We start from the raw sequence: 23,779 nt of genomic DNA, 5'->3' as shown, positions 1-23,779 counted from the left end.
GCAGATTGCATCGTCATACGGTCTCCAGCACGCGGGCGCGCTCGCTGTTCGCGGCCTCGCGATGGCGCTTCGCGATCAGCGTGTACACGGTCGGCAGCACGAACAGCGTGAACAGCGTACCGACCAGCATGCCGGTCGAGACCGTGATCCCGATCGCGAAGCGGCTGGCCGCGCCCGCGCCGCGCGCGAAAATCAGCGGCACGAGCCCGGCGACCATCGCGGCCGTCGTCATGAGGATCGGCCGCAGCCGTACCGCGGCCGCGTGCTCGATCGCCGCGCGGCGGTCGAGGTGCTGCGTGCGTTGCAGTTCGTTCGCGAAGCTCACCATCAGGATCCCGTGCTTGGAAATCAGGCCGATCAGCGTCACGAGCCCGATCTGCGTATAGATGTTCAGCGTCGCGAAGCCGAGGTACAGAGGCACCAACGCGCCGCACACCGACAGCGGCACCGACACGAGGATCACCAGTGGATCGCGCAGGCTCTCGAACTGCGCGGCGAGCACCAGAAAGATCACGACGAGCGCGAACACGAACGTGACCGTCAGCCGGTTGCCTTCCTGCACGTACTGCCGCGATTCGCCGAGCCAGTCGATCTCGTAGCCGGCCGGCAGCGGCTGTTTCTGCAGAAACTCGACCGCTTGCCCCATCGTCACGCCCGGCGCGCCCACCGCCGACAGGGTCGCCGAGTTCATCTGATTGAACTGCGTGAGCGCGTTGGCCTGGCTGCCGTTCGACACGCGCACGACGGTCGACAGCGCCACCATCTTGCCGCCGCGCGTCTTCACGTAGTAGCGGTTCAGCATGTCCGACGACAGGCGCTCGGCGCGCGCGACCTGCGGAATCACGTCGTACGAGCGGCCGTCGTGATCGAAGCGGTTCACGTAGTTCTCGCCCACGAGCACCGCGAGCGTATCGGCGATGTCCTTCATCGTCACGCCGAGCGCATTCGCCTGGTTGCGGTCGATCGTTACGCCGACCGCACGGCTGTCGAACGTCAGATCGCTGTCGACCACCGCGAACAGCCCGCTCTTCGACGCGGCAGCCTTCAATTTGTCCATCGTCGCGAAGATGCCGTTGAAATCGGCCGGCGCGCGCAGCACCATCTGGATCGGCAGGCCGCCGCTCGACGCGGGCAGCGACGGCAGCAGGAACGTGAACACCTGGTCGCCGGCGATCGCGTTCGCGCCCGCCTGCACCCGCGCCTGCAGGTCGGCCGCACTGCGCGTGCGCTTCGACCAGTCGACGAGGTTCACGCCGGCGAAGCCGAGATTCGCGCCGCCGACACCGTTCAACACGAAGCTGGTATCCGCTTCCGGCAGCGAGCGGAACACCGTCTCGATCTGCGGCGCGTAGCGTTCGAGGTAGTCCAGATTCGCATACTGCGGCGCCTTCACCTGCAGCATGATCGAGCCCTGATCCTCCTGCGGCGCCAGTTCGCGCTTCACGCCGCTGAACAGCAGGCCGATGCCCAACAGGACGCCCGCGCCGAACACCAGCACCGCCGGCCGCGCGCCGAGGCTCGCATGCAGCAGGCGCCGGTACGCGTGCGTGACGCGCGACAGCGTGTGTTCGATCGCCCGCGCAACACGGCCCTCCGACATCCGGCTGTCGAGCAGCAGCGAGCTGAGCATCGGCGAGAGCGTCAACGCGATCACCGCGGACACGCACACCGCCCCCGCGAGCGTGAAAGCGAACTCGCGGAACAACGAGCCGGTCAGCCCGCCCATCAGCCCGATCGGCGCATACACCGCAACGAGCGTGATGGTCATCACGATCACCGGCGACGCGATCTCGCGCGCGCCGAGCAGCGCCGCGCGCGCGGGCGGCTCGCCGGATTCGATGTGCCGGTGAATGTTCTCGACGACGACGATCGCGTCGTCCACGACGAGCCCGATCGCCAGCACCATCGCGAGCAACGTGAGCAGGTTCAGCGAGAAGCCCGCGGCCAGCATCAGCGCGGCCGAGCCGACGAGCGCGAGCGGAATCGTCACGACCGGGATCACGACCGCACGGAACGAGCCGAGGAACAGGAAGATCACGACCACGACGATCGCGATCGCCTCGATGATGGTCTCGCGCACCTCGTCGATCGACGCGTTGACGAAGCGCGCGACGTCGAACACGTCGCCGATCCTGATGCTGGCCGGCTTGCTGCGCTCCATCGTCGGCAGCAACGCCTGCACGCCGCGCACGATGTCGAGCGGGTTGCCCGACGGCGTCGCGTTGATCGCGATGTTGACCGCGCGGCGCCCGTTCATCAGCGCGCTCGCGTTGTATTGCTGGCCGCCCAGCTCGATCGTCGCGACGTCGCGCAAGCGCACGAAACTGCCGTTCGCCTCCGATTTCACGACGAGGTTGCCGAACGCGCCGACGTCGGTCAGGTCGGTGTTCGCGGAAATGTCGGCGACGGTCAGCGCGCCCTTCAACTGGCCCGGCGCAGCCTGCACGTTGTTCGCCTTCAGCGCGGCCGCGACATCGCCGGCCGACAGCCCGTGCGCGGCGAGCCGCGACGCGTCGAGCCAGACGCGCATCGCGAGATTCTGGCCGCCGACGATTTCGGCGGAGGCGACGCCCGGCACCGTGGTGACCAGCGGCTGCGCCACGCGCACCACGTAGTCGGTGATCTCGGGGATCGACAACGTATCGCTCGAGAAGCCCAGATACATCACGGCCGTGGGCGCGTCGGTCAGCTTGGTGATCACCGAGTCGTACGCACCCTCGGGCATCTTGTACTTGACCTCCTGCACCTTCGCCATGATTTCGGTCATCGCGCGATCGGCGTTCGCATTCAGGCGCAGCCGCGCCTTCACGACGCTCTTGCCCTGCGTGGACGTGGAGGTCAAATACTCGATGCCGTCCGCGGTTGCGATCGACTGGGCGATCGGCGTCGTCACGAAGCCCTGCATCAACGCCTGCGACGCACCGGGATAGGCCGTCTCGACGCTGATCGTCGCGCTCTCCAGCATCGGATACTGGCGCACCGGCAGCGCACCGAGCGAGCGCAGGCCCACCAGCAAAATCAGCAGGCTGCAGACGATCGACAGCACCGGCCGCCGCACGAAGATGTCGGTGAAACGCGCGCCTTGCGTGGTCTGGCTCATCGCACCGTCTCCCGTCGTGTGCCCGCATCGGCGAGCGCCTGCACCTTCGCGCCCGGTGCGACGCGCAACTGCCCGGTCGTCACGACCACGTCGCCGGCGCGCAGCCCGTCCTCGATGACGATGCGGCCACGCTCGCGCGCGCCGGCACGCACCTGGCGCACGCGCGCAACGCCGACGCCGCGCCCGTCGCGCTGCTCGACCACCACCACGGTGTCGCCCGCCTGGGAGGTCTGCACGGCGGTATCCGGCACGCTGATCACCGCGTCGCGGCCGGGCAGCGCCAGATGCGCGTCGATATACATGCCGGGGCGCAGCAACTGGCCGGTATTGGTCACCGTGGCCTGCACGGTGATGTTGCGAGTCTCGTCGCCGACCTGCGGCTCGATCGCCGTCACGTGGCCTTCGAAGGTCCGGCCCGGATACGCATCCGTCGTCACACGCACCGTCTGGCCGAGCGACACGCGGCTCAACTCCTTCTGCGGCACCGTGAAGTTCGCGTACAACACGCCGAGATCCGTCAGCGTCGCGATCGGATCGCCCGGGTTCAGGTACTGCCCCAGGTTCACGCGGCGCAAGCCGATCACGCCGGGAAACGGCGCGCGAATCAGCTTTTGCGTGATGACCGCTCGAGTCTCGCGGATATCGGCGCGCGCGGCGTCGAGCTCGTAGCGGCGTGCGTCGAATGTCGCCTTCGGCTCGGCGCCGTTCGGCACGAGCTGCACGGCGCGGTCGAACTGCCGGCGCGTATAGTCGGCCTTCGCCTGCAAGCCGGCGAGCTTCGCCTGCTCGGGTGCATCGTACAGTTGCACGAGCGTTTGCCCGGCGCTCACGCGCGAGCCCGCGACGAACCGGATGTCGACGACGCGGCCGGCGACTTCCGGCGCGATGGTCACCTGCCGCACCGCTTCGAGCGAGCCGACCGCCTCGAGCGTCGGCGCATCGGCCTGCGGCTTCACGACGATGGTTTCGACCGGCAACGGCGCCGGTGGCGACGCAGGCCGATCGGCCGCCGATACACGTTCCGTGCGCCAAAGGAACAATGCGCCGGACAGGACGACCAACGCGCCTGCGGCAAGGAACACAGAGCGTCTCACCGATATCTCCCCAATGAATCAGTCATGACGTCAGTTTGGGTGGAGCCGCCGCGCCCGGACGTCAACTTTTCGAATCCCTGTTTAAATTTTTCGCATGCCTGACACGAAAAAAAGCCGCTTGCCGCGACGAACGTGGCAAGCGGCAAAGCAACGCCCGCTACGAGCTCAGATGGTCGTGGCAGGCGCTCGCGGCGCATGAAGGGTCCATGCGCGCGCATACGGGTGTGACATCGCCAACAGGACGGCGCCGAACAGCAGCAAGGGATTGGTGCCGACCGCCCCGCACATCAGGAACAGCACCGACATCGCCGCCGCGCCGGCGACACCCCACGCGATCGCGATGCCGAGCAGCATCGATAATCCTGCCGCCAGTTCCAGCCAAGGCACGATCAGGTTCACCGCGACGACGTGCGGAAGCGCGACGTGCACGATCGCGCCGGTCAGCGCGAGCCGCACGGCTTCGGGCGCCGCCGCGGATCGCGAGACGGCAGCCGTCAGAAAGGGGCCTGCATCGAAGTGTCCGACGATCTTCGTCAAGCCCGCCCAGCTCCAGAACGCGCCGAGTACGAGCCGCAGCGCGAGCGCGACGGCGGCCTTCATCGCGCCACCTGCGGATGGCGGCGATGCAGTTGCCGGAAGCCGATCATGGTCACGCCCAGCAGACACGCGAACATGATGGCAATCGTCGCGTTCGTCTCCATGGGCAATGCGCTGACGACCCCCGACACGATCGAACCGAGCGCCAGCATCAGGCACCCTTGCAGACTCGCCGCGGCGCCCGCGCGGCCCGGAAACAGGGCCATCGAGCGCGCCATCGCGTTGGAGAAGATGAAGCCCTGTGCAAACGCGATCAGCATGATCCCGCCGAGGGCGGTCACGAGGCTCAGCTCGACGCCGCTCGACGCCACGCAGGCCACCCCGAGCGCAAAGGTCGCGATGCCGACGCGCATCAGCTGCTCGCCGCTGTAGCGCCGGATCAGGCTCCGGTTCAGCGTCGTGCCGCCGAGGTAGCACAGGCCGACGCCGAGCGCAGTCGAACCGAAATAAGCCGCGGAATGCCCGAGGCGGATTTGCACGATGTACGGGCCGATCACGTTCCACATCAGGAACGCCGAGAAGCTCATCCCGAGCATCGCGACAGCCGACTGGAAGTGCGGATCAGACAGGATCTCGCGATAGCCCGCAATGGTTTGCCGCGGCGTGCGCCGCAACTCCGGCCGCAGCGTCTCGCGCAGGCCCGCGAACGCGAACGACAGCACGACGAGCCCGTAGCCGCAGTACACGACGAAGTTCCAGCGCCAGCCGGCCCACTCCTGCACGTGTCCGCCCACGTACGGCGCGATCACGGGGCCCAGCCCGAACGCCAGGCTGAGGTAGACGATCGCGACGCGGAAGCGGTCGCCCTTCAGCCGGTCGACCAGCACGGCGCGCGCGACGACCTGGCACGAGCCGATCGCGAAGCCCTGAATCGCGCGTCCCGCCATCAGCACCTCGAACGAAGGCGCGACGACCGCCAGCGCGCTGCCGGCGATGAACAGCACGAGGCCGAACAGTATCGACGGGCGTCTGCCCCACCAGTCGGCCAGGATGCCGAACCCGAGCTGGCCGATCGCATAGAACACGAGCGTGATCGTGATCGTGTTCTGCATCATGCTCGGCATGACGTCGAGTTCTCGACCGATGGCCGGGATGCTCGGCGCATAGAGGTCGATCGCGATCCCGCCGACGCTATTGATCAGCGGCGCCAGGAACACGAGGAAGTTTTCATATCTATTTGAGTTGGACATGGGGACGTTCCAGAAATGACGGGACAGGCCGACGCGAGTGCGTGCGGCCTGTCGGGATCAGTGACCGTTGGCGGTGCATTCGACCTGCCTCGGCGGCATTCGGGCCGAGGGCGGATCGCCGAGCGGGCTCCACATCGGCAAATCGTTGCGTCGGGCCATGTCGTCGATCCTTACCATGATGACGCGCGGCGCGTTGTCGTAGTACGTGCCCCAGTCGACATGCCGGTCACGCACCCGGCTCACGCACGCGCGGCCGAGATCGTCGTAGGCGATCTGCAACGACTGCACGATGTAACGCACGCGCTCGGTCGCCGTCATCAGCACGTACCGGTAGTGGTGCTGGGCCAGGGTGCGGAACACGCTCGCCATCAGGTAGCGCCCGGCGCCCTTCGGGCCGAACGACGAGAACTGCCCGAGCTCGATCAGCTCCGCACGCGACAGCCCATACAGGCTCGTCAGCGATTCGTCGAGGTAGTGCTCCGAGAACAGCCGCGCGCTATCGCCCCAGCTGAGCCCCAGGCATGCGTATCCGGGCAAGGTTCTCTCGCGGTCGGTCAGACACCAGAACTGGTCCGGGCGAGGCTCAGGACGCGCGCCGTGCGCCTGATAGTAGTGCTGCGAGACCGCGAGCTGAATCTCGCGATAGGCGTCCTGGCCCGGGTGAAAGGTCCGTACGATCTGCACGTTCGGCTCCCCGGTCAGTAAAGCGACGCCGCATGGTCACGCTCGATCAGCTGACGGCGCGGCCGCCCGGTGACCGTGTAGTAATCCGTGCGGAAGCGCTCGATGTCGGTCACGACCCGCACGCGCCGCACCCGCGCGAAATCCGCGAGCCGCGGTTCGAGCCGCGCCATCTCGTCGCGCACCGCCGCTTCGTCGTGCGTGGACAGCACGATCGCCGCCGGCTCTTCGCGCCCTTCGCCGAACACCACGATGTCGTCGATCAGCGCGCTTTCCTTGTAGACCGTCTCGACCCACTCCGGCGAGATGTTGCGCGCCGTCGACAGGATGATCACGTGCTTCTTGCGGCCGGTGATGTACAGGAAGCCATCGACGATCTCGGCGAGGTCGCCGGTATGCAGGTAGCCGTCGGTGAGCTCGCACGACGTATCGTCCGAGTTGTAGTAGCCCGCGCAGAGCGTCGGTGTGCGCACGCGCAGCTCGCCGTCGACGATCACCGGCTCGATGCCGTCGAGGAACGTCCCGGCGGAACCGATGCGGCGCTGCCCCGGATAGTTCAGCGAGATGATCGAGCTGTTCTCGCTGAGACCGTACGCTTCGTATATTTGCACGCCGCGCTTGTCCAACGATTCGAGCACGGTGGCCGGAATCTTCGCGCCGCCCGTGATGATGTGCGGATTGCGGCGGCCGAACAGTTGCGTCGTACCGGTCGACTCCAGCAAGGCATCGGCCTCCTCGAGCAGCTTCGGCGGCAGGTACAGGAAGTTCGGATCGACGCGGGCGATCAGGTCCAGGTATTCGCGCGCATTGCCGCTGCGTGCGCCGTACTCCGCGTAGTGCGCGGGCATCAGCGTCAGCGAGCCGCCGGACAGCACCGGCAGGAACACGCCGAGCACCTGTTCGATCAGCAGGCTCATCGGCACGATCGACAGGTAATCGAGCGGGCCGGCCGGCACGCGCTTCAGCACGTTCGTCACCAGCAGGCCGACCGCCTCGTCGCGGATCTTCACGCCCTTCGGCTTCGACGTCGTGCCGGACGTATGGATGATCCCGCAGATGCCCGGCTCGATCCGCTCCCCGGTGGGTGCGCCCGCTGCGGGCCATTCGTCGCGCTCGCTCGCGGCGTCGATGCACGAGATGCCGGGCAGGATCGAACCGATGCGCGCGGCCGTTTGCGCATCCTGCGCGAAGATCGCGGTGGCCTTGTGCAACAGGCTGCCGATCTGCTCGTCGGAAAACTCGATCGGCACCGGCAGAAGCACCGCCTTCACGCGCAGGATCGCGAGCATCGTCGCCACCCAAGTGTAGCTCGAGCGCGCGGCAATACCGAACACGAGACCGCTGCAATCGCCGTACACCTCCTCCAGCTTGCCGCCGATCCGCGCGACGTCGGCGCGCAGTTGATCGAGCGAGTATTCGCGGCCGTCCATCTCCCGCACGACGATGCGGTTCGGCGCTTCGGCGAAATGACGTTCGATGAGTGCGCTGATCATGCGATGGCTCCCTTGCGATAGCTTTGCGCACCGAAGATGCGGCGGCCCGTGTCCGCGAGACGGCGGCGGCCGTGCATCACGCGGCTGTTGTCGATCACGACGACGTCGCCCTTGTTCCAGAACAGGTCGTACGTATAGCGGGCGGTCACGTCCTTGATTTCGTCCCACACCTCGAAATCGATGTCGGTACCGTCGGCCCACGTGATCAGCGGCGGCTCGTAGTTCACGCTCGGCCCGAGCAGCGAGTTGCAGAACGCGCGACGGCCGGAGAAGCAGCTGACGGTGATCGCATCGGTCACACGCTCGGACGACACGAGAAACTGGTCGAGACGGCGATAGTGCTGGCCACGAACGCGCTGGTTGACGACCTCGAGGTGCGAGTCGTTCACCTCGTGCGCCGGCAGCTGGAGTTCGACGCTCAGGAAGCGCTGCACGTTCGGCCAGGGAATGCGGCGCGAATACTTGATCTGGCGTTGCTCGAACAGACGACGCACGGCCGGCGTCAGTTCCTGCAGCACGCGCTGCCCGTCGCAGATCGTCGTTTCGGAGCCGACGCGAGCCGGCTCGAGGCAGTAGAACCATTGCAGGTCGGGCGTGAACGGCAGGTTGCCGTTCTCACGGTGCAGGCCCATTTCCAGCTCGCCGGCATCGATTTCGGCGGTGTTCTCCGTCGAGGTCTTGCGCGCGGGATCGAACGTGACGCGCGCCGAATGCAGGCTGACGAAGCGGTTGAAATCGTCGAGCGTATCGGCGAAATTGCGAAAGATCACGACACCCGAATGGGCGAGTTGCTCGTACAACTGATCGGTATCGACCAGGTCGATCGCCTTCTGACCGGCCTCGAGGCTTTCGATCAACTCGAAGCCGAAACGCGGTAACGGTTTGTGCTGAACCCTCGCAGCGACTACATCAACAACATCCATCATGGTTGCCTCTCAGTGTGGTTAGTTTTGTGTTCGAAGCACGGCCTCGTCGAACACTGACTAATCTACCGACACGGCGGGGCGCACCGTTTTAAAAATTAAATGGTGGATGTGAATTTTGTTCAGGTTCCTGAAAGGAAGCCCGGCTTTGCTTCCCCACCGGCAATAAACCGCGCCGCTCGCCGGCCGGCGCGAACCGATTGCGGCTAGGCGCGAGGCAATTCCCCCGGCTCGAACGCGTTGGCGCTCGCGAGATCCTTGAAGAGACTGCGCATGGTGCGGATGTCGGGGTTCTTCTCCATCGGCGTCGACCAGATCACGTCCAGCGTGAAGGTCGGGAAGCCGAGCGGCACTTCGCAGATCTGTACGTTCGCCGGAATCGACAGGTGCTGGATCAGGCGCCGCGGCAGCGTCAGCGCGACCGGCAGCCGCGCGACGATGTTCAGGCAGGCCTGATACGTGTTGGCGCGCGCGACGATACTGCGCGAGCGGCCGAGCTTTTCGAGCCAGCCGTCGATCATGTTGCGCTCGGATACCCACGGCGTGGGGAACACGTGCTCCATGTCGCAGAATTCGTCGAGCGAGACGCGCGTCGACGGTGCGAGCTTGCGCGAAGCGGTCAGACACACGAAGGTGTCGGAGAGCACCGACTCCCATTGCAGGTCGGGATGCAGCCGATGATAGCCGGGGCCGAAGCCGATCGCGAAATCGAGTTCGCCGGCCAGCAGCCGTTCTACCGGCAGCTCGCGGCCGAGGCGATCGACGATCAGCGAGGTCTCGCGGCCGCGCTTCATGAACGACTCGAGCACCCCCGGCAAGAGCAGCAGCTCGAAATACTCCGGCGCGCATACGCGCATCACGCGGCGTGACGTGGCGGCCACCTGGTCGTCGTCCATGTCGGCGCAGTGGTTCACCGCATCGATCACGTTTCGCAGATACGGCTCGATCGCCTCGGCCTTGGCCGTCGCGACGAGGCTGCCGCGATCGACGTCGAACAGTACGTCGTGAAAGCAATTGCGCAAGCGTTTCAGGCAATAGCTGACCGTCGGCTGGCTGATGCTCAGGACCTCGGCAGTGCGGCGCGCGCTTTTATGTTCGTACAGACACAGAAATACCATCACGTCCTGAAGATCGAGTTGGCGCAATACGTTACTGTTAAGCACGATATTTCCTTATCGTTATTGTTGTCGCCGGCCTCATTTGTTGCGGTCTTTATCTTAAACCCATCGAGGTTCGGTATGTCACGCCTGCTCCCCTCGCGCCCACCCTGCGCCATCGGACGGGAGCGCTTCGCCCGGTAGCGCGAGAAGCGCACGCTTCAGGAGCGATGCAAGTGTCGTGCGGTCGTCCCGATCCAGCCCGCCGAGCAACAGATTCAGTGTGTCCACGTGTACATTCACCGCCCTGTCGATCAGTGCGAGCCCTTCGCGAGTCAATCGCACGGCCATTCCCCTGCCGTCCTGCGGATTCGGGATGCGCTCGACGAGGCCGGCCTGCTCGAGTCGCATCAGGCGGTTCGTGATCGCGCCCGACGAAATCATCAGCGAGCGGTACAGCTGCGTGGGCGACAGTTCGTACGGTGCGCCCGCCCGGCGAAGCGTGGCCAGAACGTCGAATTCGCCTTCCTTGAAGCCGAACGGCGACAACGCCTCGGTCCGCGCCTTCTCGCAATGCTTTGCCAGTCGCGCCAAACGCCCGAACACCTCCATCGACGCCACATCGAGTTCAGGCCGCTCGTCGCGCCATTGCGCGACGACGAGGTCAACGTGATCTTCGGTACCCGGAACCGTCATGAATATCCTCGCATTCGATGGGGGCTTGGTCGCTCAACTTGCAGCCAATATATCTCAATATTAAGATAGTTCAGAAGTACACGGGGGACAGCAGTGGAGCAGGCAGATGGCAAAACTATCATTCAGTGACCACGATCTTTATTATGCGGACGTCGGCAGCGGCCAACCGATCATATTGATTCACGATCTGGGTAGCTGCGGTCTCGCATGGACACGGCAAATTCCGTTTCTGCGTCAAGCGGGTTATCGCGTCATCGTGCCGGATCTGCCGGGGCACGGTGCGTCGTCGTACCCGGATCGCACGCTTGACGTGAGGGAACTTGCCGGCAGCCTGCAGTTTCTGCTGGATTACCTTGGCCTCGAAAGTGCCGCCCTCGTCGGCATCTCGCTTGGTAGCGCGATCGCCTTGACGATCGCGCTCGATGCGCCCGCACGCGTCGGCAAGCTGGTCGTCTGCAACGGCTTCTCGAACCTGGTCGACGACGATTTCGTCCGGCGCTTCGAGTTCTGGAAATGCGGTTTCGCGCGCGACGATAGCGCAAGCCGCTGGTTCGAGGAAATGTGGCCGCTGATGGTGAGCGCCGAATTCGCTCAATCGGAAGCTGGCGAGATCGCGTATCAGATCGGCCATGCGCGCGCGGCAACCACCGATTCCGCGCAGCTTGCCCGCCTTTGCATCGGGATCGCGAACTACGACGTCAGAAGGCGACTGAATCTCGTACGCAGCGAAACGCTCGTGTTGCAAAGCGAAGACGGCAGCATTTTTCCGGCGACCGAAGGGCAGCGGCTCGCTGCCATGATTCCGGGTGCCCGCTACGGAACGCTTCCCGGAGGCGGACATCATGCAAATCTCGACCGCGCCGGGGCGTTCAACTGGGCGGTATTGCGCTTTCTTGGCGGGTCAAATGCTGTGTAGGGTTTCGCACGAATCTCGTCTGGAGGCGTGAGGTGCGTGGGCCGTCATCAACGGCACCGCAGGCGACGAAGCCGGCTTCGCGCTCGGCTTCCTCGGCTACTGGCTGACCGCGTTTGTCTACGTCAAGCAATGGTGAGAACGTCGTTGTTGGCGGAAAGTGCGCAGCAACGCCCTCGCCCGGCCGGCTTCGGCTCCGAACGCAAACGGTCGTAATCGTTCGTGTTCGCCCGTAGCGCCATTCATCGTCGTAACACTCCGACCTAGAAGTCCGCCATCTCACGTCTGCACCAGGTCATCGCTCTACATCGGAAGACCCGCAGTTTGTATAACGCCGGGGCAGCCCACCATCGACTTTCATCGCCTCGGTGTAGCTCTCGTCCTTTGCTGACGACGCCACCACGAACGCACCCATCAGCAGTATCGGCGGACACTGTCAGCAGAAACTTCGAACGGCAACAATCGGCCTGGCCTTGTGGTCGCTGGGAAACGGCCGCGCCGTGTCACGCATGCTGCTGCGGCAGCCGATGATAAGCGCGCCCGTGATAGACGAGGCCCGAACACGCGGAGCCGAGATGTAGCGCCTGCACGGCGCAAAAAAAGACCGTATGTGTGCCGATGTCGACGCTCCGGTCCACCGTGCAGTCGAGACTCGCGGCCGCTGTGGCCAGCACCGGCGCACCCGTGACGAGACGGATCCACTCGCCGTACGTGAAGCGCTCGGTCATCTGGACATCGCCCTTGCCCGCGAAGATCGGTGCAAGCATCTCGTGCTCATGGGAAAGAACGTTGACGCAGATGATGCCCGCCTTGCTGAAGTGTCCATATTGACGGCTGGACCGGCCTATGCAAACGAGCACCGTAGCAGGATCGTCGGTGACGGAGCACACTGCGGACACCGTCATGCCGACATCGCCGGAAGGCGTCGTGGTGGTGATGATATTCACCGCTGCGCCGATACGGGACATGGCTTCGCGGAAGGTCGTGCGGTCGGGGGAAAGTGCTATCACGGCGGTACCTCTCTCGGTGGACGGAACGGCGGTGCGGCTTCGTGGCGGCGCGCCACGGGTCCTTGCATGAAGCATGCGTGGCGAAGTACCCGTGGCGTTGCACCGTTCATCGCCCGCGCCGCACCGTCGACGGGTTCTCGTGGCCAATTGCGCTGCCGGCGATTCCTATTGCCGGTGAACGGACGCTGCTGTCCCTGAACCGACGAGCTGCTCCTTGATCAACCGCTCTTCGGCGTCGTCGTAAAGGCCGGCAATAATGTGCGCGTAGCGTGCCATCAATGCCTTGCGGCGTTTCTTGCGCGTGGCGGTCATCACGCCGTTTTCCGGTGTAAGTTCCTCGGGGAATATCCTGAACGCCTTGATCTGCTCCGCGCGCGCCAACCTCGCATTCGCCTTTTCCACTTCCGCACGGATCAGGTCGATAACGGGCGGCGAACTGGCCAGATCGGCGTACTGCGTGACCGACGGGTCGTGCGTCCTGGCCCAGTCCATGGCGAGCGTGCCGTCGACTTCGATCAACGCCGTCAGATACTTGCGCCCTTCGCCGATCACGAGTGCCTCGGTAATGTACGGACTCTGGCGCAGTTCGTTTTCGATCTGCACCGGGCTGATCGATTTGCCGGCGGCCGTATTGATGAGCTCCTTCTTTCGATCGATCAGCTTGTACGAACCGTCCGCGCCGACGTCGACGATATCGCCGGTGTACAGCCAGCCGTCCCGCAGCGCGGCCTTCGTTTCGGCTTCCTTGTTCCAGTAGCCGATGAACAGCCCCGGCCCCCGAACGATCATTTCGCCGTCCGGCAACACGCGGGTTTCCCAGGCGGGGTCGTCGAGCGGGACCCCGGAGTTGCCGGGCCTCGACCAGTCGGTCACCTGCGCGAGGTTGCCGCCGACCATCTCCGTTTGCCCGTAATTCTCTTTCAGGTTGACGCCCCACAACTGAAACAGCGTGACGACCTCGGGCGGCACCGGAGCGGAGGCCGTGTACGGATAGCGCAAATCGTCGAAGCCGATTCTGGCCAGCAACGGCTTGAACACGCGCTCACGGCAGATGGCGTAGAGCTGTTCCTTGAACGGGTCGCCCGTGCCTGCGTCCTGGCGATCGGCCAGCACTTCCCGCGCGATGCCGAGCGCGAGCGTGTAGTTTCTCCGCTCGGCTTCGCTGCTGCCGTTCACGTGGTTGATGATCTGGGTCGCGAACTTCTGATAGAAGCGCGGCGGCGCCATATAGGACGTCGGTCTGACTTCCTGAATGCACTTCGCGAAATCGGCCGACACGTCGACGAAGTAAGATACCGTCTTCGCGATCAACGGCAGCGTCGTCGCCTGAATGCGCGCGACCGTGTGCGAAAGCGGCAGATGGATCACCATGCGCTGCGGTTCGGACAATATCGCCGGACAGAAGGTCGGCCACGTGAACGCTCCCGCGAGCATCGACACGTGCGTCAGCATCGCGCCTTTCGGCGCCCCCGTGGTTCCCGAGGTGTAACCCAGGCTCACCAGGTCCGTCGGCCGCGCAAGCTCGGACTGCTCACGCAGATAGGCGACTTCGTCGCCGTCAAAATGCGACGCGAACTCGGCGAGTGAAACGACATTCATGCCGGTTTCGTCAGGCGAGCGCTTCCAGTCCGGATCGAGCACCACGATCTTGAGGAGCCTGCTGGACGTATCGGCCGCTTTCATGACCCGAAGCTGCTCGGCACTTCCGGCAAAAGCGAGTGTCGCCCCTGAATCCTCCAGGTAGTAGCGGACCTCTTCGACCGACGCGGTGAAATAGACGCCTACCGTCACCGCGCCCGAGCAGATCGTCGCCATGTCGGCAATCAGCCACTCCCGCGATACGTCGCCCATGATGGTAATCCGATCGCCTCGTGCGACCCCGGCCGCGCCGAGCGCTGCGGATACGGAACAGACTGCGTTCGCATAGCCCTTCCAGGTTGTGGGCACCCACGCTCCGGCACGCCGTTGAAAGAACGCGTCTGCGTCAGCGCCGTTCTTCACGCGCTCGATCAGCAAGGCCGGAATGGTGGTGGTCGCGAATTGATTGCCGGAAGTCCACGGTGCCGCGCTCATTTCCAGTTGTCTCCAAAGCGCTTGCGCCTTTCGGTAAACGAAGCCACCGCTTCGCGCCGCTCGGGCGAATTGAACGTGATCGTCTCCAGAGCGATCGACGTGTCGAGAAGCAGATGGGCATTCTGCTTGACGAGCTTGTTGACGCAGTACTTCGTCCAGACGATCGCGTCGCGCGGGCCGCTCGCGAGCAACTCCGCGTAATCGAGCGCCGCCTCCAGCAGCTTGTCGCTTTCGACGATCTTGTTGATCATCCCCATCGTCAGCGCTTCCTCCGCGCTGACGAAGTCGCCCGTCATCAGATAGTGCCGCGCGCGGACCGGCCCGAGCAGAAGCGGCCAGATCACCGCACCGCCGTCGCCCGCGACGACACCGGCATTGACGTGCGTATCGGCGAACCGTGCGGTCGGGCTCGCATAAATCATGTCGCAGAACAGCGCGAGCGTCGCGCCCAGGCCCACGGCCACGCCATTGACCGCCGCCACGATCGGCACCTCGACCTCCAGCATGTTTCTTATGAGGTGACGGCCACCACGCGTCGCCGACGGGATATTGCCGTTGTCGATCGACTTCTGGTCGCCGCCCGAGCAGAACCCGCGGCCGGCGCCGGTCAACACGATCGCCTTGACCGATTTGTCGTGATCCAGCTCGACGAATACCCGTTCGAGTTCGTCGTGCATGTCCCAATTGATGGCGTTCAGGATTTCCGGGCGATTCATCGTGACGATCGCGACACCGGAGGACCGTTGTTCGACATTCAGATACTGATAGCGCGAAGACGTATTCATCGGTTCATCCTTGACTTTGCTTCGGGTTGGCGGCCTGCGGGCGCATGGCGCGAATCTTCTCGAGCAACTCGTCGGTCGGGCGGACGATGTTGTTGCGATCGTTGAAATGCGGAATCACGTAACGGCCCACCATGTCGATCGTCGACATGATCTGCTCGTGCGGTACCGAGTCGATATGCAGCAGCACCTCGTCGATTCCGAGCTTCTCGTATTGCTCCAACTGACGGATGACGGTGTCGGGGCTTCCGCACACCGTGGTGGCGGATTCGTTCAGCAGGTAGTCCCAATCTTCGGCGGCGCGCTGCATTGCGGGCACGCTTTCGGCCATGTACGCGTAGTTGTCCGCGAGTTTGGCGAGCCGCGGATACGCATCGGTCGAGATGCGCGCATAGTTCATGATCGCGCCGGCGTAAATGTCCTTCGCTTCCTGGTCGGTCTTGCCGATACCGATGAAGAGCGGCATGCCGGCGCGCGGCTTGTGCAACGGCCCGGTCTCATCGCGCTTCCAGCTGTTCCAGTAGGTGTCCAGCAGCCCCTTCTGTTTCTCCCATCCCTGATAAATCGCATGGCTCATCACCGCGAGGCCTTCCGAGCCGGCCCAAGCATGGCTGTTCGCGCTGGTGGCGGCAACGCCGAGGACGGGATACGGTTTTTGCAACGGCTTCGGCACGAGCGACCGGGGCGGCACCTGGTAGTACTTTCCCTCGAAGGTGAACACGTCCTCACGCATCGCTTTGCGCAACAGCGCCATGCCCTCTTCCATTTGCGGCAGGGTTTCCTCCGGCGATACGTTGAACGCTCGCATTGCGATCGTCGTGTTCGCGCGCCCGCAATACATCTCCATCCGGCCTTCGGAGAGGATGTCGGTGGCCGCCAGCCGTTCCGCGGTACGCAGCGCGTGATTGATGGCCTTCGGCATCAGCGCCACGGCAGGACGCAGCTTGATTCGCGAAGTGACGGCCGCGAGATAACCGAACACCACTTCAGGCGCCGAACTCGACACGCCGCCAAGCGCAAAGTGCTGCTCCGACAACGCAACAAAGTCGAAACCCATTTGCTCGGCGAAGCGCGCTTCGCGAACCAGCTCGCGAAGCCTGTTCGAGTAGCTATGCCCGACCTGCGTCTCCTGCTCGGACCAAAAACCGAATTTCAATGGCATTTCCTTTTCCTTGACAGTCGTAATTCGAAAATTCACGGCGCGCGCGAACTGCTGCCGAGGTTCGGGCAGTGTCACGCCGCCAACCAATTAACATCGTCGTTTAACCTGATTTAGAAACAGCGCATCCAGATTGGATGGCGACACTTATCCATCCGGATGCCTTCTCTGTCTTGATGTCTCTTTTGTTTTCGTGAACAAATATTGCCGCACATCCCGCAGCATTTTTTATTCTTTTCATGCCGCAACCTTGCCGATACCGGCAGATCATGCTGCCGGCTTTCCGTCTTTTTCTAGGTCGACGATTCGGCCGCAAATGCCGACGCGAGAAGCCTCGCCGTCGCACGCAAACAGGCCTCGCCAATCTCGCGTGACGATCCTCGCGCATCGCCCAGCACGCCGTTTCGGGAGATCGACGCCACGCCCTCCTTCCACATCCGGTTCAATTGCTCGGTCGTCATGGCGCCCACGTGGCCGGTCGTGAGTCGAGCGAGTCGCACACTGTCCGGATCAAGGTGGATCATGAGGGAGGTTTCTGCGATGTCTGCGTGTCCACCCACGGATTCCGGATCGCCGCCGGCTTCCTCGACGGCCAGTCGCCATTCGCGCAGCCACGCCTGATGATCCGTATAGGCAAGCACCTGGACGTCCGGCCCGACGACCTGTCGCAATTCCGGCAACATCGCATGAAGGGCATTGAAGTTACCGACATGCGCCGAGAACAGATAGATGCACTTGAATCCATGTGCCGCGAGGCTCACGCAGTAATCGTGGCAGAGCGCGGCATACGTGTGCTCCTGCAACGAGATCGTGCCCGGGAAGGCCATGTGGTGCTTCGAGCATCCCACTCGTATCGTCGGCGCAATCAGGGTTCGCCCCAGCAACGTGGCGATTTCCACGGCCAGCGCGTCCGCATGATCGGCATCCATGCTCAGCGGCAGATGGGGGCCGTGCTGCTCGATTGCGCCGCAAGGAATGATGACGCGATCGAACTGCGTGGCCAATGCGGCCGCCACGTCCTCATACGTCATGCGCGCAAGATGCAGCGTTTCCGGCAGTTTGAGATTGCTCACGATCAGGCCTTCTTGTTGCGGTTCAGAAATCTGGATCTTGCGTCCGCGGTCCGCGCGTTGCCGAGATATCCACGCAGGTCATCGAGCGTCATCTGCAGCAGAGCTTCATCGTTCATCCGTGGACTCTCGCGCAGCGTTCGCTTGATGGCGGCGAACAGCTGGCGATCTTTGGCGCAAAGCGCGCGGCATTTGGCCAGCGCGTCTCTCAGCGTTTCATCGTGCGCGGATATCGCGTCCACCGCGCCTATCGCCAACGCCTCTCCGGCCGTGATCAGTTCACCGGAAAAAAGCAGCGAACGCGCGGCCCGTCGACCCAGCAGGGCCGCTGCGTGGCGCATGCCTTTTGCCGCGGGCAACAGGCCGTGATTGATCTCGGGAAATCCCAGCCGGGATTCAGCGGACGCGACGACGTAGTCCGCATGCAGCGCCATTTCGAATCCGGCACCCACTGCATAGCCGTTGACCGCGCACACGAGCGGGCTCGGATACTGCTCGAGTTGCGCCAGGAACGCGTGGAACGCTTCCATGCGCGACAGGGCGAGCTCATGGTCCGCCACTTCATTGATATCGCCGCCGGCACAAAAGAACTTCTCTCCCGCCCCGGTGAGCACGATGCCGGGTGGCACGTCGTGTCGAGCGAAGTCGCGGAAGACGGACATCAATGCGGTGATGAGCGGTTCGTTCAGTGCGTTCGCCGGCGGCCGGTCGATCGTCAGTTGCACGACGTCCGCGTCGATCCGTGTGCAAATCAATTCGTCGGTTTTCATACCTGATGTCTCGTGAATTTTCATCGAGTCAGTGTAGGTCCGACGGGGCCAAATTTAATTTTGATTTGCCAGCGCCATCGTTGATTCGGCGGATTAAAATCGCGTCAGTCGGATGGCCCACCGTATGTTGCACCGAGGGCGGCGATACATGAATTCACCGAGGCCAGGCAGGCGCAGAAAGCGAGTGAACCGTGGAACCCAACAACCCTGAAATCGGCATGTCCGCTTCGCGAGCCATGACAGACCCGGTGAAGATCAACTATCAGCCGTTCGATCCGGACTCCGTCGATTTGCCGGTCATTTCCGTTCTCCTGGAGACGAGCGGAAAAGAGGATGAGCTGCCGATGCACGTTCATCGCAAGGGGCAACTGGTCGTCGCATTGAGCGGGTCGGTCATGTGCCGATCGCCGAGCGGATGGTGGATCGTTCCGCCCAACGGCGCGGTGTGGATTCCGGGCGGCATTCCGCACAGCAATCATGCTTCCGATTTCGCCAAGCTGTACGTCATCTTCATTCCGCCCGACGAGGCCGGCCTGCCCACCGACTGCCGCAGCTTTACGATCACGCCGCTCATCCGCGAGCTGATCCGTTCACTGGCCAGGTTCCCGCCCGACTATCCGAAGGACGGCCCGGTGGGGCGGCTCGCCAGAGTGTTGCTGGATCAGCTCGCGCTGCTGGCGCCCGACGACGTCTTTCTCCCGATCTCCGACAATCCCCGGCTGCAACAGATCGCTTCGGCGTTGCTCGACAACCCCGCCGACCGCAGCACGATCGCGGAATGGGGGCGCCGATATGCGATGAGCGAACGTACGCTCGCGCGGCTGGTACGCAGCGAAACCGGCATGACTTTCGGGCGCTGGCGCGAGCGTCTGCATATCATCATTGCGCTTCAGCGATTGTCGGCAGGCGCGTCGGTTCACGCAGTGGCGCTCGAGCTCGGCTATGAAGGTCCGAACTCGTTCATCACCATGTTCAAGAAGACCATGGGACAAAGTCCCGGCAAGTTTCGCGTGGACCAGAAGGAGGCGTCCTCGCGCTGATCGAAACGCGGCGCCTGACGCTACGCCGCCGCCTCTTTCACAGCTGGCGCGCCCGCTCCCTCAAGTGGAACTTCTGGATCTTGCCGGTCGCTGTCTTCGGCAGCGGCGAGAATACGATGGTCTTGGGCACCTTGAAATGTGCCAGCCGCTCGCGGCAAAACGCGATGATGTCCGCTTCGGTCACCGCCGAATCGGCTTTGAGCGCGATGAAAGCACAAGGTGTCTCGCCCCACTTGTCGTCGGGACGCGCGACGATTGCCGCCTCCAGAACGGCGGGATGGGAATACAGTATGTCCTCGATCTCGATCGACGAAATGTTTTCGCCTCCCGAGATGATGATGTCCTTCGAGCGGTCCTTGATTTCCAGGTAGCCATCGGGGTGCCATACCGCGAGATCGCCCGTGTGAAACCACCCGCCAGAAAATGCCTCCACGGTGGCGTCCGGATTCTTCAGGTAGCCCTTCATCACGTTGTTGCCACGCAGAAATACCTCGCCGAGCGTTTGCCCGTCTTTTGGAACGGGCTCCAGCGTATCGGGGCTGGCTACCATCACTGCCTCGAGAGCGGGGCCGCGCACTCCCTGGCGGGCCTTGAGCCGCGCTTTCGCATCGAGATCGAGTGCATTCCACGAGTCGCGCCACACGCATTGCACGACCGGCCCATAGGACTCGGTCAACCCGTAGGCGTGCGTCACGTCCCAGCCCATGCGCTCCATGCCGGCGATCACCGAAGCGGGCGGCGGTGCACCGCCGGTCATGACCTTGACTCCATGACTGATGCCGGCTTTCAGCTCCGGCGCGGCGTTATTGATCATGTTCAACACTACGGACGCCGCACAAAAATGCGTGACCGCCTCGGTGCGGATGGCGGCGAGAATTCGCTCGGCCCGCGTATGGCGCAGAAAGACACTGGTGCCGGCCACCAACGCCATGGTCCACGGAAAGCACCAGCCATTGCAGTGAAACATCGGCAAGGTCCACAAATAGGTCGTGTCCTCGTCCAGATGCCACGATAGTGCGTTCGATACGGCGTTCAGATATGCGCCGCGATGGTGATACACGACGCCCTTGGGATTGCCCGTCGTGCCCGATGTGTAGTTCAGCGATATGGCCTGCCATTCGTCTTCCGGCATCGCGACAGAAAATTCCGTGTGCGCGGCCTCCTGCAGCAACGCCTCGTAGTCTTTTTCGCCGAGCAGATCGCCTTCTCCGAACTGTGGATCGTCGATGTCGATGACCTGAATGGCACGGCCGAGCCGTGCCAGAGCCTTCTTCACCGTCGAGGAGAATTCGCGGTCGGTGATCAGCAGCTTCGCGTCGCCGTGGCCGAGAATGAACGCGATCGTGTCGGCATCGAGCCGTGTGTTGATGGTGTTCAGGACGGCGCCGCAAAGCGGTACACCGAAATGCGCCTCGAACAGTTCCGGTGTATTGGCCGCGATCATCGCCACCGTATCGTCGTTGCCGATGCCGCGCCCGCGCAACGCGCCGGCGAGCAGCCGGCAACGCCGGTAGGTTTCGGCCCAGTCGCGGCGTATCGTGCCGTGCACGATGGCCGTGCGCTCCGGCCAGACGGATGCGGCGCGTTCGAGAAACGTCAGCGGCGACAAGGCAATGAAGTTCGCCGGGTCGCGCTCGAGTCCGGTCGTATAGGGATGGTCTGCCGTCGTTTTCATGCGGGCCGCCCCGCGGCCACGGCGCTCGCGCGCGCCGACGATGTCGGGGTTTTCTGCGTGTCTCATCTCTCCTCCAGTTGCTTTTATGGTCACGGAACGCCCTGCGATGAGCGTCACGACTTCATCCGGAACAACGCCGCCGCGATCAGAACGGGACGACCCGATTTCTGCATCGGCACGGCAGCGCGACCGGATGGCGTCAAACTTCCTGATAGTCGTGAATCCGCTCTATTTTTCTCTGCTCGACCATGTTCAAACCGTAGCCCTCCAGGCCCACGATCGTTCTTTCATGATTGGAGAGCAGGATCATGTTCTTCACGCCGAGTTCGGTGAGAATTTGCGCGCCTATTCCGTAATCGCGCAGCTCCGGCTCGGCAGGCTTGGGATGCATCATGGCACGCACACGCTCGGACACGGCCGTGAGGCGGGATTCGCGGATCACCACGATGACGCCGCGATTCTCGTTCTCCAGCAAACGCGCGGCGCCGCGCAGGGACGCGAGGTGGTGACCGCCGATGACGTCGTTCATGGTATCCATTGCATGCATGCGCACGAGAACGGGGTCGGCGCCCCGTAGATCGCCCATGACGAAGGCGATATGCTCGACCTGATCGATCCGGTTCCGGTAGACCACGATCCGCCAATGCCGTCCATTCGGCTCGGTGAAGCTCCCGTGTTCAACGGCCTCCACGAGCCGTTCCGTTCGTCGGCGATATGCGATGAGATCGGCGATCGTGCCCAGCTTCAGCTGATGCCGCCGTGAAAAGGCGATGAGGTCCGGCAGCCTCGCCATGGTGCCGTCGTCGTTCATGATTTCGCAGATCGCACCGGCCGGTGCGAGCCCGGCCAGCCGGGCGATATCTACCGCCGCCTCGGTGTGGCCCGCGCGCACGAGCGTGCCGCCGTCGCGCGCCATGAGTGGAAAGACGTGTCCGGGAGAAACGAGCTCGTCTCGCCCCGTTTCCGGATTGATCGCCAGCGAAATCGTGCGGGAGCGGTCGGCCGCCGAGATGCCGGTGCTCACACCGTCACGCGCCTCGATCGACACCGTGAAGGCCGTCTCGTGCCGCGAACCGTTGATTCGGCTCATCAAATGCAAACCCAGCGATTCGCAGCGCGAGCGCGTCATCGCGAGACAGATCAAGCCGCGCGCATGCGTCGCCATGAAGTTGACGGCGTCGGGCGTGGCGAATTGCGCGGGAATGACGAGGTCGCCTTCGTTCTCACGGTCCTCGTCGTCGACCAGAATGAACATCCGCCCGGCGCGCGCTTCTTCGATAATCTCCAACGCCGTTGCGATGTCGGCGCGCGAATCTGCCGGCCGGCCGGCGGACATTGCGTTACTCATGAGAGCACCTTGCGCGATGTGATCACGACGCCTGCGCCAGTCCATGAATCTGGATGGGCCGCGTCTTGTCGATGGGAAGCGTCGTCTTGTTGGCAAGCCGTTTCAGGACGACGTTCGAGCGAACGCTGGCCACACCGGGAAGCGACGTCAGCTTGTGCGTGATGATGTGTTCGAGTTCGACGAGATCTCTCGCCACCACCCGCAGCAGATAGTCGGTTTGCCCGGTCATCATGAAGCAGTCCATGACTTCGGTGATGCCTCTGACCGTGTCGGCGAAACTCTCCCGCGCCTGCATGCCCTGCCGCTCCAGACTGATCTCGACGATGGCCATGATGCCCAGGCCGAGCAGGGACGCATTGAGCACGGCGACGCGTCGGCTGATTACACCGAGACGCTCCAGATTTCTGACCCTGACGAGACAGGGAGAGGGCGACAGGTTGACTCGAGCCGCCAGTTCGAGATTCGTCAAACTTGAGTCCTCCTGAAGTTCACTCAGGATGCTAAGGTCTATCCTGTCCAGCGCAACGTTCATAGCCCGCGTCTCCTCTTTGCACAAGGCTCCGGTGCCCTGAAGCTCGAACGCTCGCTAGCGCGGCAGAACATCGATTTCCGCTCCAGCAGGCATTCGAACAACATCACCTGATGAACAAGTTTATGCCTGGCAGCTCCGCGGAAAATTCTGATAAAAAGTCGAGTTATCACCAAAAACGGTCATTGTCGCCGCACGCTCGGGAAAACCCGCAACTCGTCATACTTGCGACACGCAAGCCGAGATGGCGATCAGGCCTTTCTGGGCGGCGGCAAGTCCGTGCAGACGCCTTCGTACAATTCGGCGGCCATGCCGACCGATTCGCCGAGCGTCGGGTGCGGGTGAATCGTCTTGCCGATGTCTTCCGCGTCCGCGCCCATTTCGACTGCGAGACACACTTCGCTAATCAGGTCGCCCGCGTTCAGGCCGACGATGCCGCCGCCGATCACGCGATGGGTTGCCTCGTCGAAGATCAGCTTCGTGAAGCCTTCGTCGCGGCCGTTCGCGATCGCGCGGCCCGATGCGGCCCACGGGAACAC

At 63.6% G+C, this 23,779-nt stretch carries 20 protein-coding genes and 1 pseudogene; 2 read left to right on the top strand and 19 right to left on the bottom strand.

Annotation, left to right across the window (positions count from 1 at the left end; genetic code table 11):
- Window positions 1-13: 13 nt before the first annotated feature.
- The 9 genes from EX20_RS20365 to EX20_RS20325 form a co-directional block, all read right to left on the bottom strand.
- A complete protein-coding gene (locus EX20_RS20365; RefSeq protein WP_034194526.1) occupies window positions 14-3,100 on the bottom strand; it encodes an efflux RND transporter permease subunit in 3,087 nt (1,028 codons plus the stop codon).
- Window positions 3,097-4,200, bottom strand: a complete 1,104-nt coding sequence (locus EX20_RS20360; RefSeq protein ID WP_081350671.1) for an efflux RND transporter periplasmic adaptor subunit — start codon at window positions 4,198-4,200, stop codon at window positions 3,097-3,099. Before EX20_RS20360 ends, EX20_RS20365 begins: the two co-directional genes overlap by 4 nt.
- Window positions 4,201-4,359: 159 nt before the next feature.
- Entirely contained in the window at window positions 4,360-4,794 is a 435-nt protein-coding gene (locus tag EX20_RS20355) for a hypothetical protein (RefSeq protein WP_011882668.1), read from the bottom strand.
- A complete protein-coding gene (locus tag EX20_RS20350; RefSeq protein WP_034194524.1) occupies window positions 4,791-5,981 on the bottom strand; it encodes a multidrug effflux MFS transporter in 1,191 nt (396 codons plus the stop codon). The genes EX20_RS20355 and EX20_RS20350 overlap by 4 nt, the downstream gene beginning before the upstream one ends.
- 57 nt (window positions 5,982-6,038) lie before the next feature.
- Complete coding sequence (locus EX20_RS20345; RefSeq protein WP_034194523.1) at window positions 6,039-6,665, bottom strand: thermostable hemolysin; 627 nt, start codon at window positions 6,663-6,665, stop codon at window positions 6,039-6,041.
- 14 nt (window positions 6,666-6,679) lie between these two features.
- A complete protein-coding gene (locus tag EX20_RS20340; protein WP_034194522.1) occupies window positions 6,680-8,155 on the bottom strand; it encodes an AMP-binding protein in 1,476 nt (491 codons plus the stop codon).
- Entirely contained in the window at window positions 8,152-9,078 is a 927-nt protein-coding gene (locus EX20_RS20335) for a TauD/TfdA family dioxygenase (protein ID WP_330764622.1), read from the bottom strand. Before EX20_RS20335 ends, EX20_RS20340 begins: the two co-directional genes overlap by 4 nt.
- Before the next feature lie 206 nt (window positions 9,079-9,284).
- Complete coding sequence (locus EX20_RS20330) at window positions 9,285-10,241, bottom strand: LysR family transcriptional regulator (RefSeq protein WP_014725453.1); 957 nt, start codon at window positions 10,239-10,241, stop codon at window positions 9,285-9,287.
- Window positions 10,242-10,319: 78 nt separating this feature from the next.
- The gene (locus EX20_RS20325; protein WP_034194521.1) at window positions 10,320-10,871 is read right to left on the bottom strand and encodes a MarR family winged helix-turn-helix transcriptional regulator; all 552 of its coding nucleotides are present in this window, start codon (window positions 10,869-10,871) and stop codon (window positions 10,320-10,322) included.
- A gap of 106 nt (window positions 10,872-10,977) precedes the next feature.
- Here EX20_RS20325 and EX20_RS20320 point away from each other — a divergent pair, with 106 nt between their 5' ends.
- Window positions 10,978-11,787, top strand: coding sequence for an alpha/beta fold hydrolase (locus EX20_RS20320; protein WP_034194520.1), 810 nt, complete (start codon window positions 10,978-10,980; stop codon window positions 11,785-11,787).
- Between the two features lie 500 nt (window positions 11,788-12,287).
- Here EX20_RS20320 and EX20_RS20315 read toward each other — a convergent pair whose 3' ends face one another.
- The 6 genes from EX20_RS20315 to EX20_RS20290 form a co-directional block, all read right to left on the bottom strand.
- Window positions 12,288-12,794, bottom strand: coding sequence for a flavin reductase (locus EX20_RS20315; protein WP_231572266.1), 507 nt, complete (start codon window positions 12,792-12,794; stop codon window positions 12,288-12,290).
- Window positions 12,795-12,959: 165 nt separating this feature from the next.
- The gene (locus tag EX20_RS20310; RefSeq protein WP_034194518.1) at window positions 12,960-14,867 is read right to left on the bottom strand and encodes an AMP-dependent synthetase/ligase; all 1,908 of its coding nucleotides are present in this window, start codon (window positions 14,865-14,867) and stop codon (window positions 12,960-12,962) included.
- The gene (locus EX20_RS20305) at window positions 14,864-15,652 is read right to left on the bottom strand and encodes an enoyl-CoA hydratase/isomerase family protein (protein WP_011882678.1); all 789 of its coding nucleotides are present in this window, start codon (window positions 15,650-15,652) and stop codon (window positions 14,864-14,866) included. The genes EX20_RS20310 and EX20_RS20305 overlap by 4 nt, the downstream gene beginning before the upstream one ends.
- Before the next feature lie 4 nt (window positions 15,653-15,656).
- On the bottom strand, window positions 15,657-16,886 hold the full coding sequence (locus EX20_RS20300; protein ID WP_226145954.1) for an LLM class flavin-dependent oxidoreductase: 1,230 nt from the start codon (window positions 16,884-16,886) through the stop codon (window positions 15,657-15,659).
- A 215-nt stretch (window positions 16,887-17,101) separates the two neighbouring features.
- Window positions 17,102-17,881 (bottom strand): creatininase family protein, encoded by a 780-nt coding sequence (locus tag EX20_RS20295; RefSeq protein WP_034194517.1) that lies wholly within the window; start codon window positions 17,879-17,881, stop codon window positions 17,102-17,104.
- 2 nt (window positions 17,882-17,883) lie between these two features.
- Window positions 17,884-18,648 carry an enoyl-CoA hydratase/isomerase family protein gene (locus EX20_RS20290; RefSeq protein WP_014725460.1) on the bottom strand — a complete coding sequence of 255 codons (765 nt, stop codon included), beginning with the start codon at window positions 18,646-18,648 and terminating at the stop codon, window positions 17,884-17,886.
- Window positions 18,649-18,866: 218 nt separating this feature from the next.
- Between EX20_RS20290 and EX20_RS20285 the strand changes: the two genes are divergently transcribed.
- Entirely contained in the window at window positions 18,867-19,688 is an 822-nt protein-coding gene (locus tag EX20_RS20285) for an AraC family transcriptional regulator (RefSeq protein WP_011694458.1), read from the top strand.
- A 37-nt stretch (window positions 19,689-19,725) separates the two neighbouring features.
- Here the strand turns inward: EX20_RS20285 and EX20_RS20280 are convergent, their stop codons facing one another.
- The 4 genes and pseudogenes from EX20_RS20280 to EX20_RS20265 all read right to left on the bottom strand — a co-directional run.
- Window positions 19,726-21,363: an acyl-CoA synthetase gene (locus EX20_RS20280; protein ID WP_034194555.1), complete on the bottom strand. Its 1,638-nt coding sequence runs from the start codon at window positions 21,361-21,363 to the stop codon at window positions 19,726-19,728.
- A 199-nt stretch (window positions 21,364-21,562) separates the two neighbouring features.
- Window positions 21,563-22,711: a 3,4-dihydroxy-2-butanone-4-phosphate synthase gene (ribB, locus tag EX20_RS20275; protein ID WP_011882683.1), complete on the bottom strand. Its 1,149-nt coding sequence runs from the start codon at window positions 22,709-22,711 to the stop codon at window positions 21,563-21,565.
- Window positions 22,712-22,733: 22 nt separating this feature from the next.
- Window positions 22,734-23,243: an Lrp/AsnC family transcriptional regulator gene (locus tag EX20_RS20270; RefSeq protein ID WP_011661374.1), complete on the bottom strand. Its 510-nt coding sequence runs from the start codon at window positions 23,241-23,243 to the stop codon at window positions 22,734-22,736.
- Window positions 23,244-23,491: 248 nt separating this feature from the next.
- Window positions 23,492-23,779, bottom strand: a pseudogene (locus tag EX20_RS20265) (dihydrolipoyl dehydrogenase); the annotation flags it as partial.

Source organism: Burkholderia sp. WP42, assembly GCF_000745665.1.
Classification (GTDB): domain Bacteria; phylum Pseudomonadota; class Gammaproteobacteria; order Burkholderiales; family Burkholderiaceae; genus Burkholderia; species Burkholderia vietnamiensis.
Note: the sequence above shows the minus strand (reverse complement) of the source record. Positions and strands in the feature narration are given on the sequence as shown.

Excerpts from the sequence above, each read along its gene's own strand:
- EX20_RS20365 (WP_034194526.1), bottom strand. The coding sequence starts at position 3,100 with ATGAGCCAGACCACGCAAGGCGCGCGTTTCACCGACATCTTCGTGCGG.
- EX20_RS20355 (WP_011882668.1), bottom strand. The coding sequence starts at position 4,794 with ATGAAGGCCGCCGTCGCGCTCGCGCTGCGGCTCGTACTCGGCGCGTTC.
- EX20_RS20350 (WP_034194524.1), bottom strand. The coding sequence starts at position 5,981 with ATGTCCAACTCAAATAGATATGAAAACTTCCTCGTGTTCCTGGCGCCG.
- EX20_RS20340 (WP_034194522.1), bottom strand. The coding sequence starts at position 8,155 with ATGATCAGCGCACTCATCGAACGTCATTTCGCCGAAGCGCCGAACCGC.
- EX20_RS20335 (WP_330764622.1), bottom strand. The coding sequence starts at position 9,078 with ATGGATGTTGTTGATGTAGTCGCTGCGAGGGTTCAGCACAAACCGTTA.
- EX20_RS20325 (WP_034194521.1), bottom strand. The coding sequence starts at position 10,871 with ATGACGGTTCCGGGTACCGAAGATCACGTTGACCTCGTCGTCGCGCAA.
- EX20_RS20320 (WP_034194520.1), top strand. The coding sequence starts at position 10,978 with ATGGCAAAACTATCATTCAGTGACCACGATCTTTATTATGCGGACGTC.
- EX20_RS20310 (WP_034194518.1), bottom strand. The coding sequence starts at position 14,867 with ATGAGCGCGGCACCGTGGACTTCCGGCAATCAATTCGCGACCACCACC.
- EX20_RS20305 (WP_011882678.1), bottom strand. The coding sequence starts at position 15,652 with ATGAATACGTCTTCGCGCTATCAGTATCTGAATGTCGAACAACGGTCC.
- EX20_RS20290 (WP_014725460.1), bottom strand. The coding sequence starts at position 18,648 with ATGAAAACCGACGAATTGATTTGCACACGGATCGACGCGGACGTCGTG.
- EX20_RS20285 (WP_011694458.1), top strand. The coding sequence starts at position 18,867 with ATGTCCGCTTCGCGAGCCATGACAGACCCGGTGAAGATCAACTATCAG.
- EX20_RS20280 (WP_034194555.1), bottom strand. The coding sequence starts at position 21,363 with ATGAAAACGACGGCAGACCATCCCTATACGACCGGACTCGAGCGCGAC.
- ribB (WP_011882683.1), bottom strand. The coding sequence starts at position 22,711 with ATGAGTAACGCAATGTCCGCCGGCCGGCCGGCAGATTCGCGCGCCGAC.
- EX20_RS20270 (WP_011661374.1), bottom strand. The coding sequence starts at position 23,243 with ATGAACGTTGCGCTGGACAGGATAGACCTTAGCATCCTGAGTGAACTT.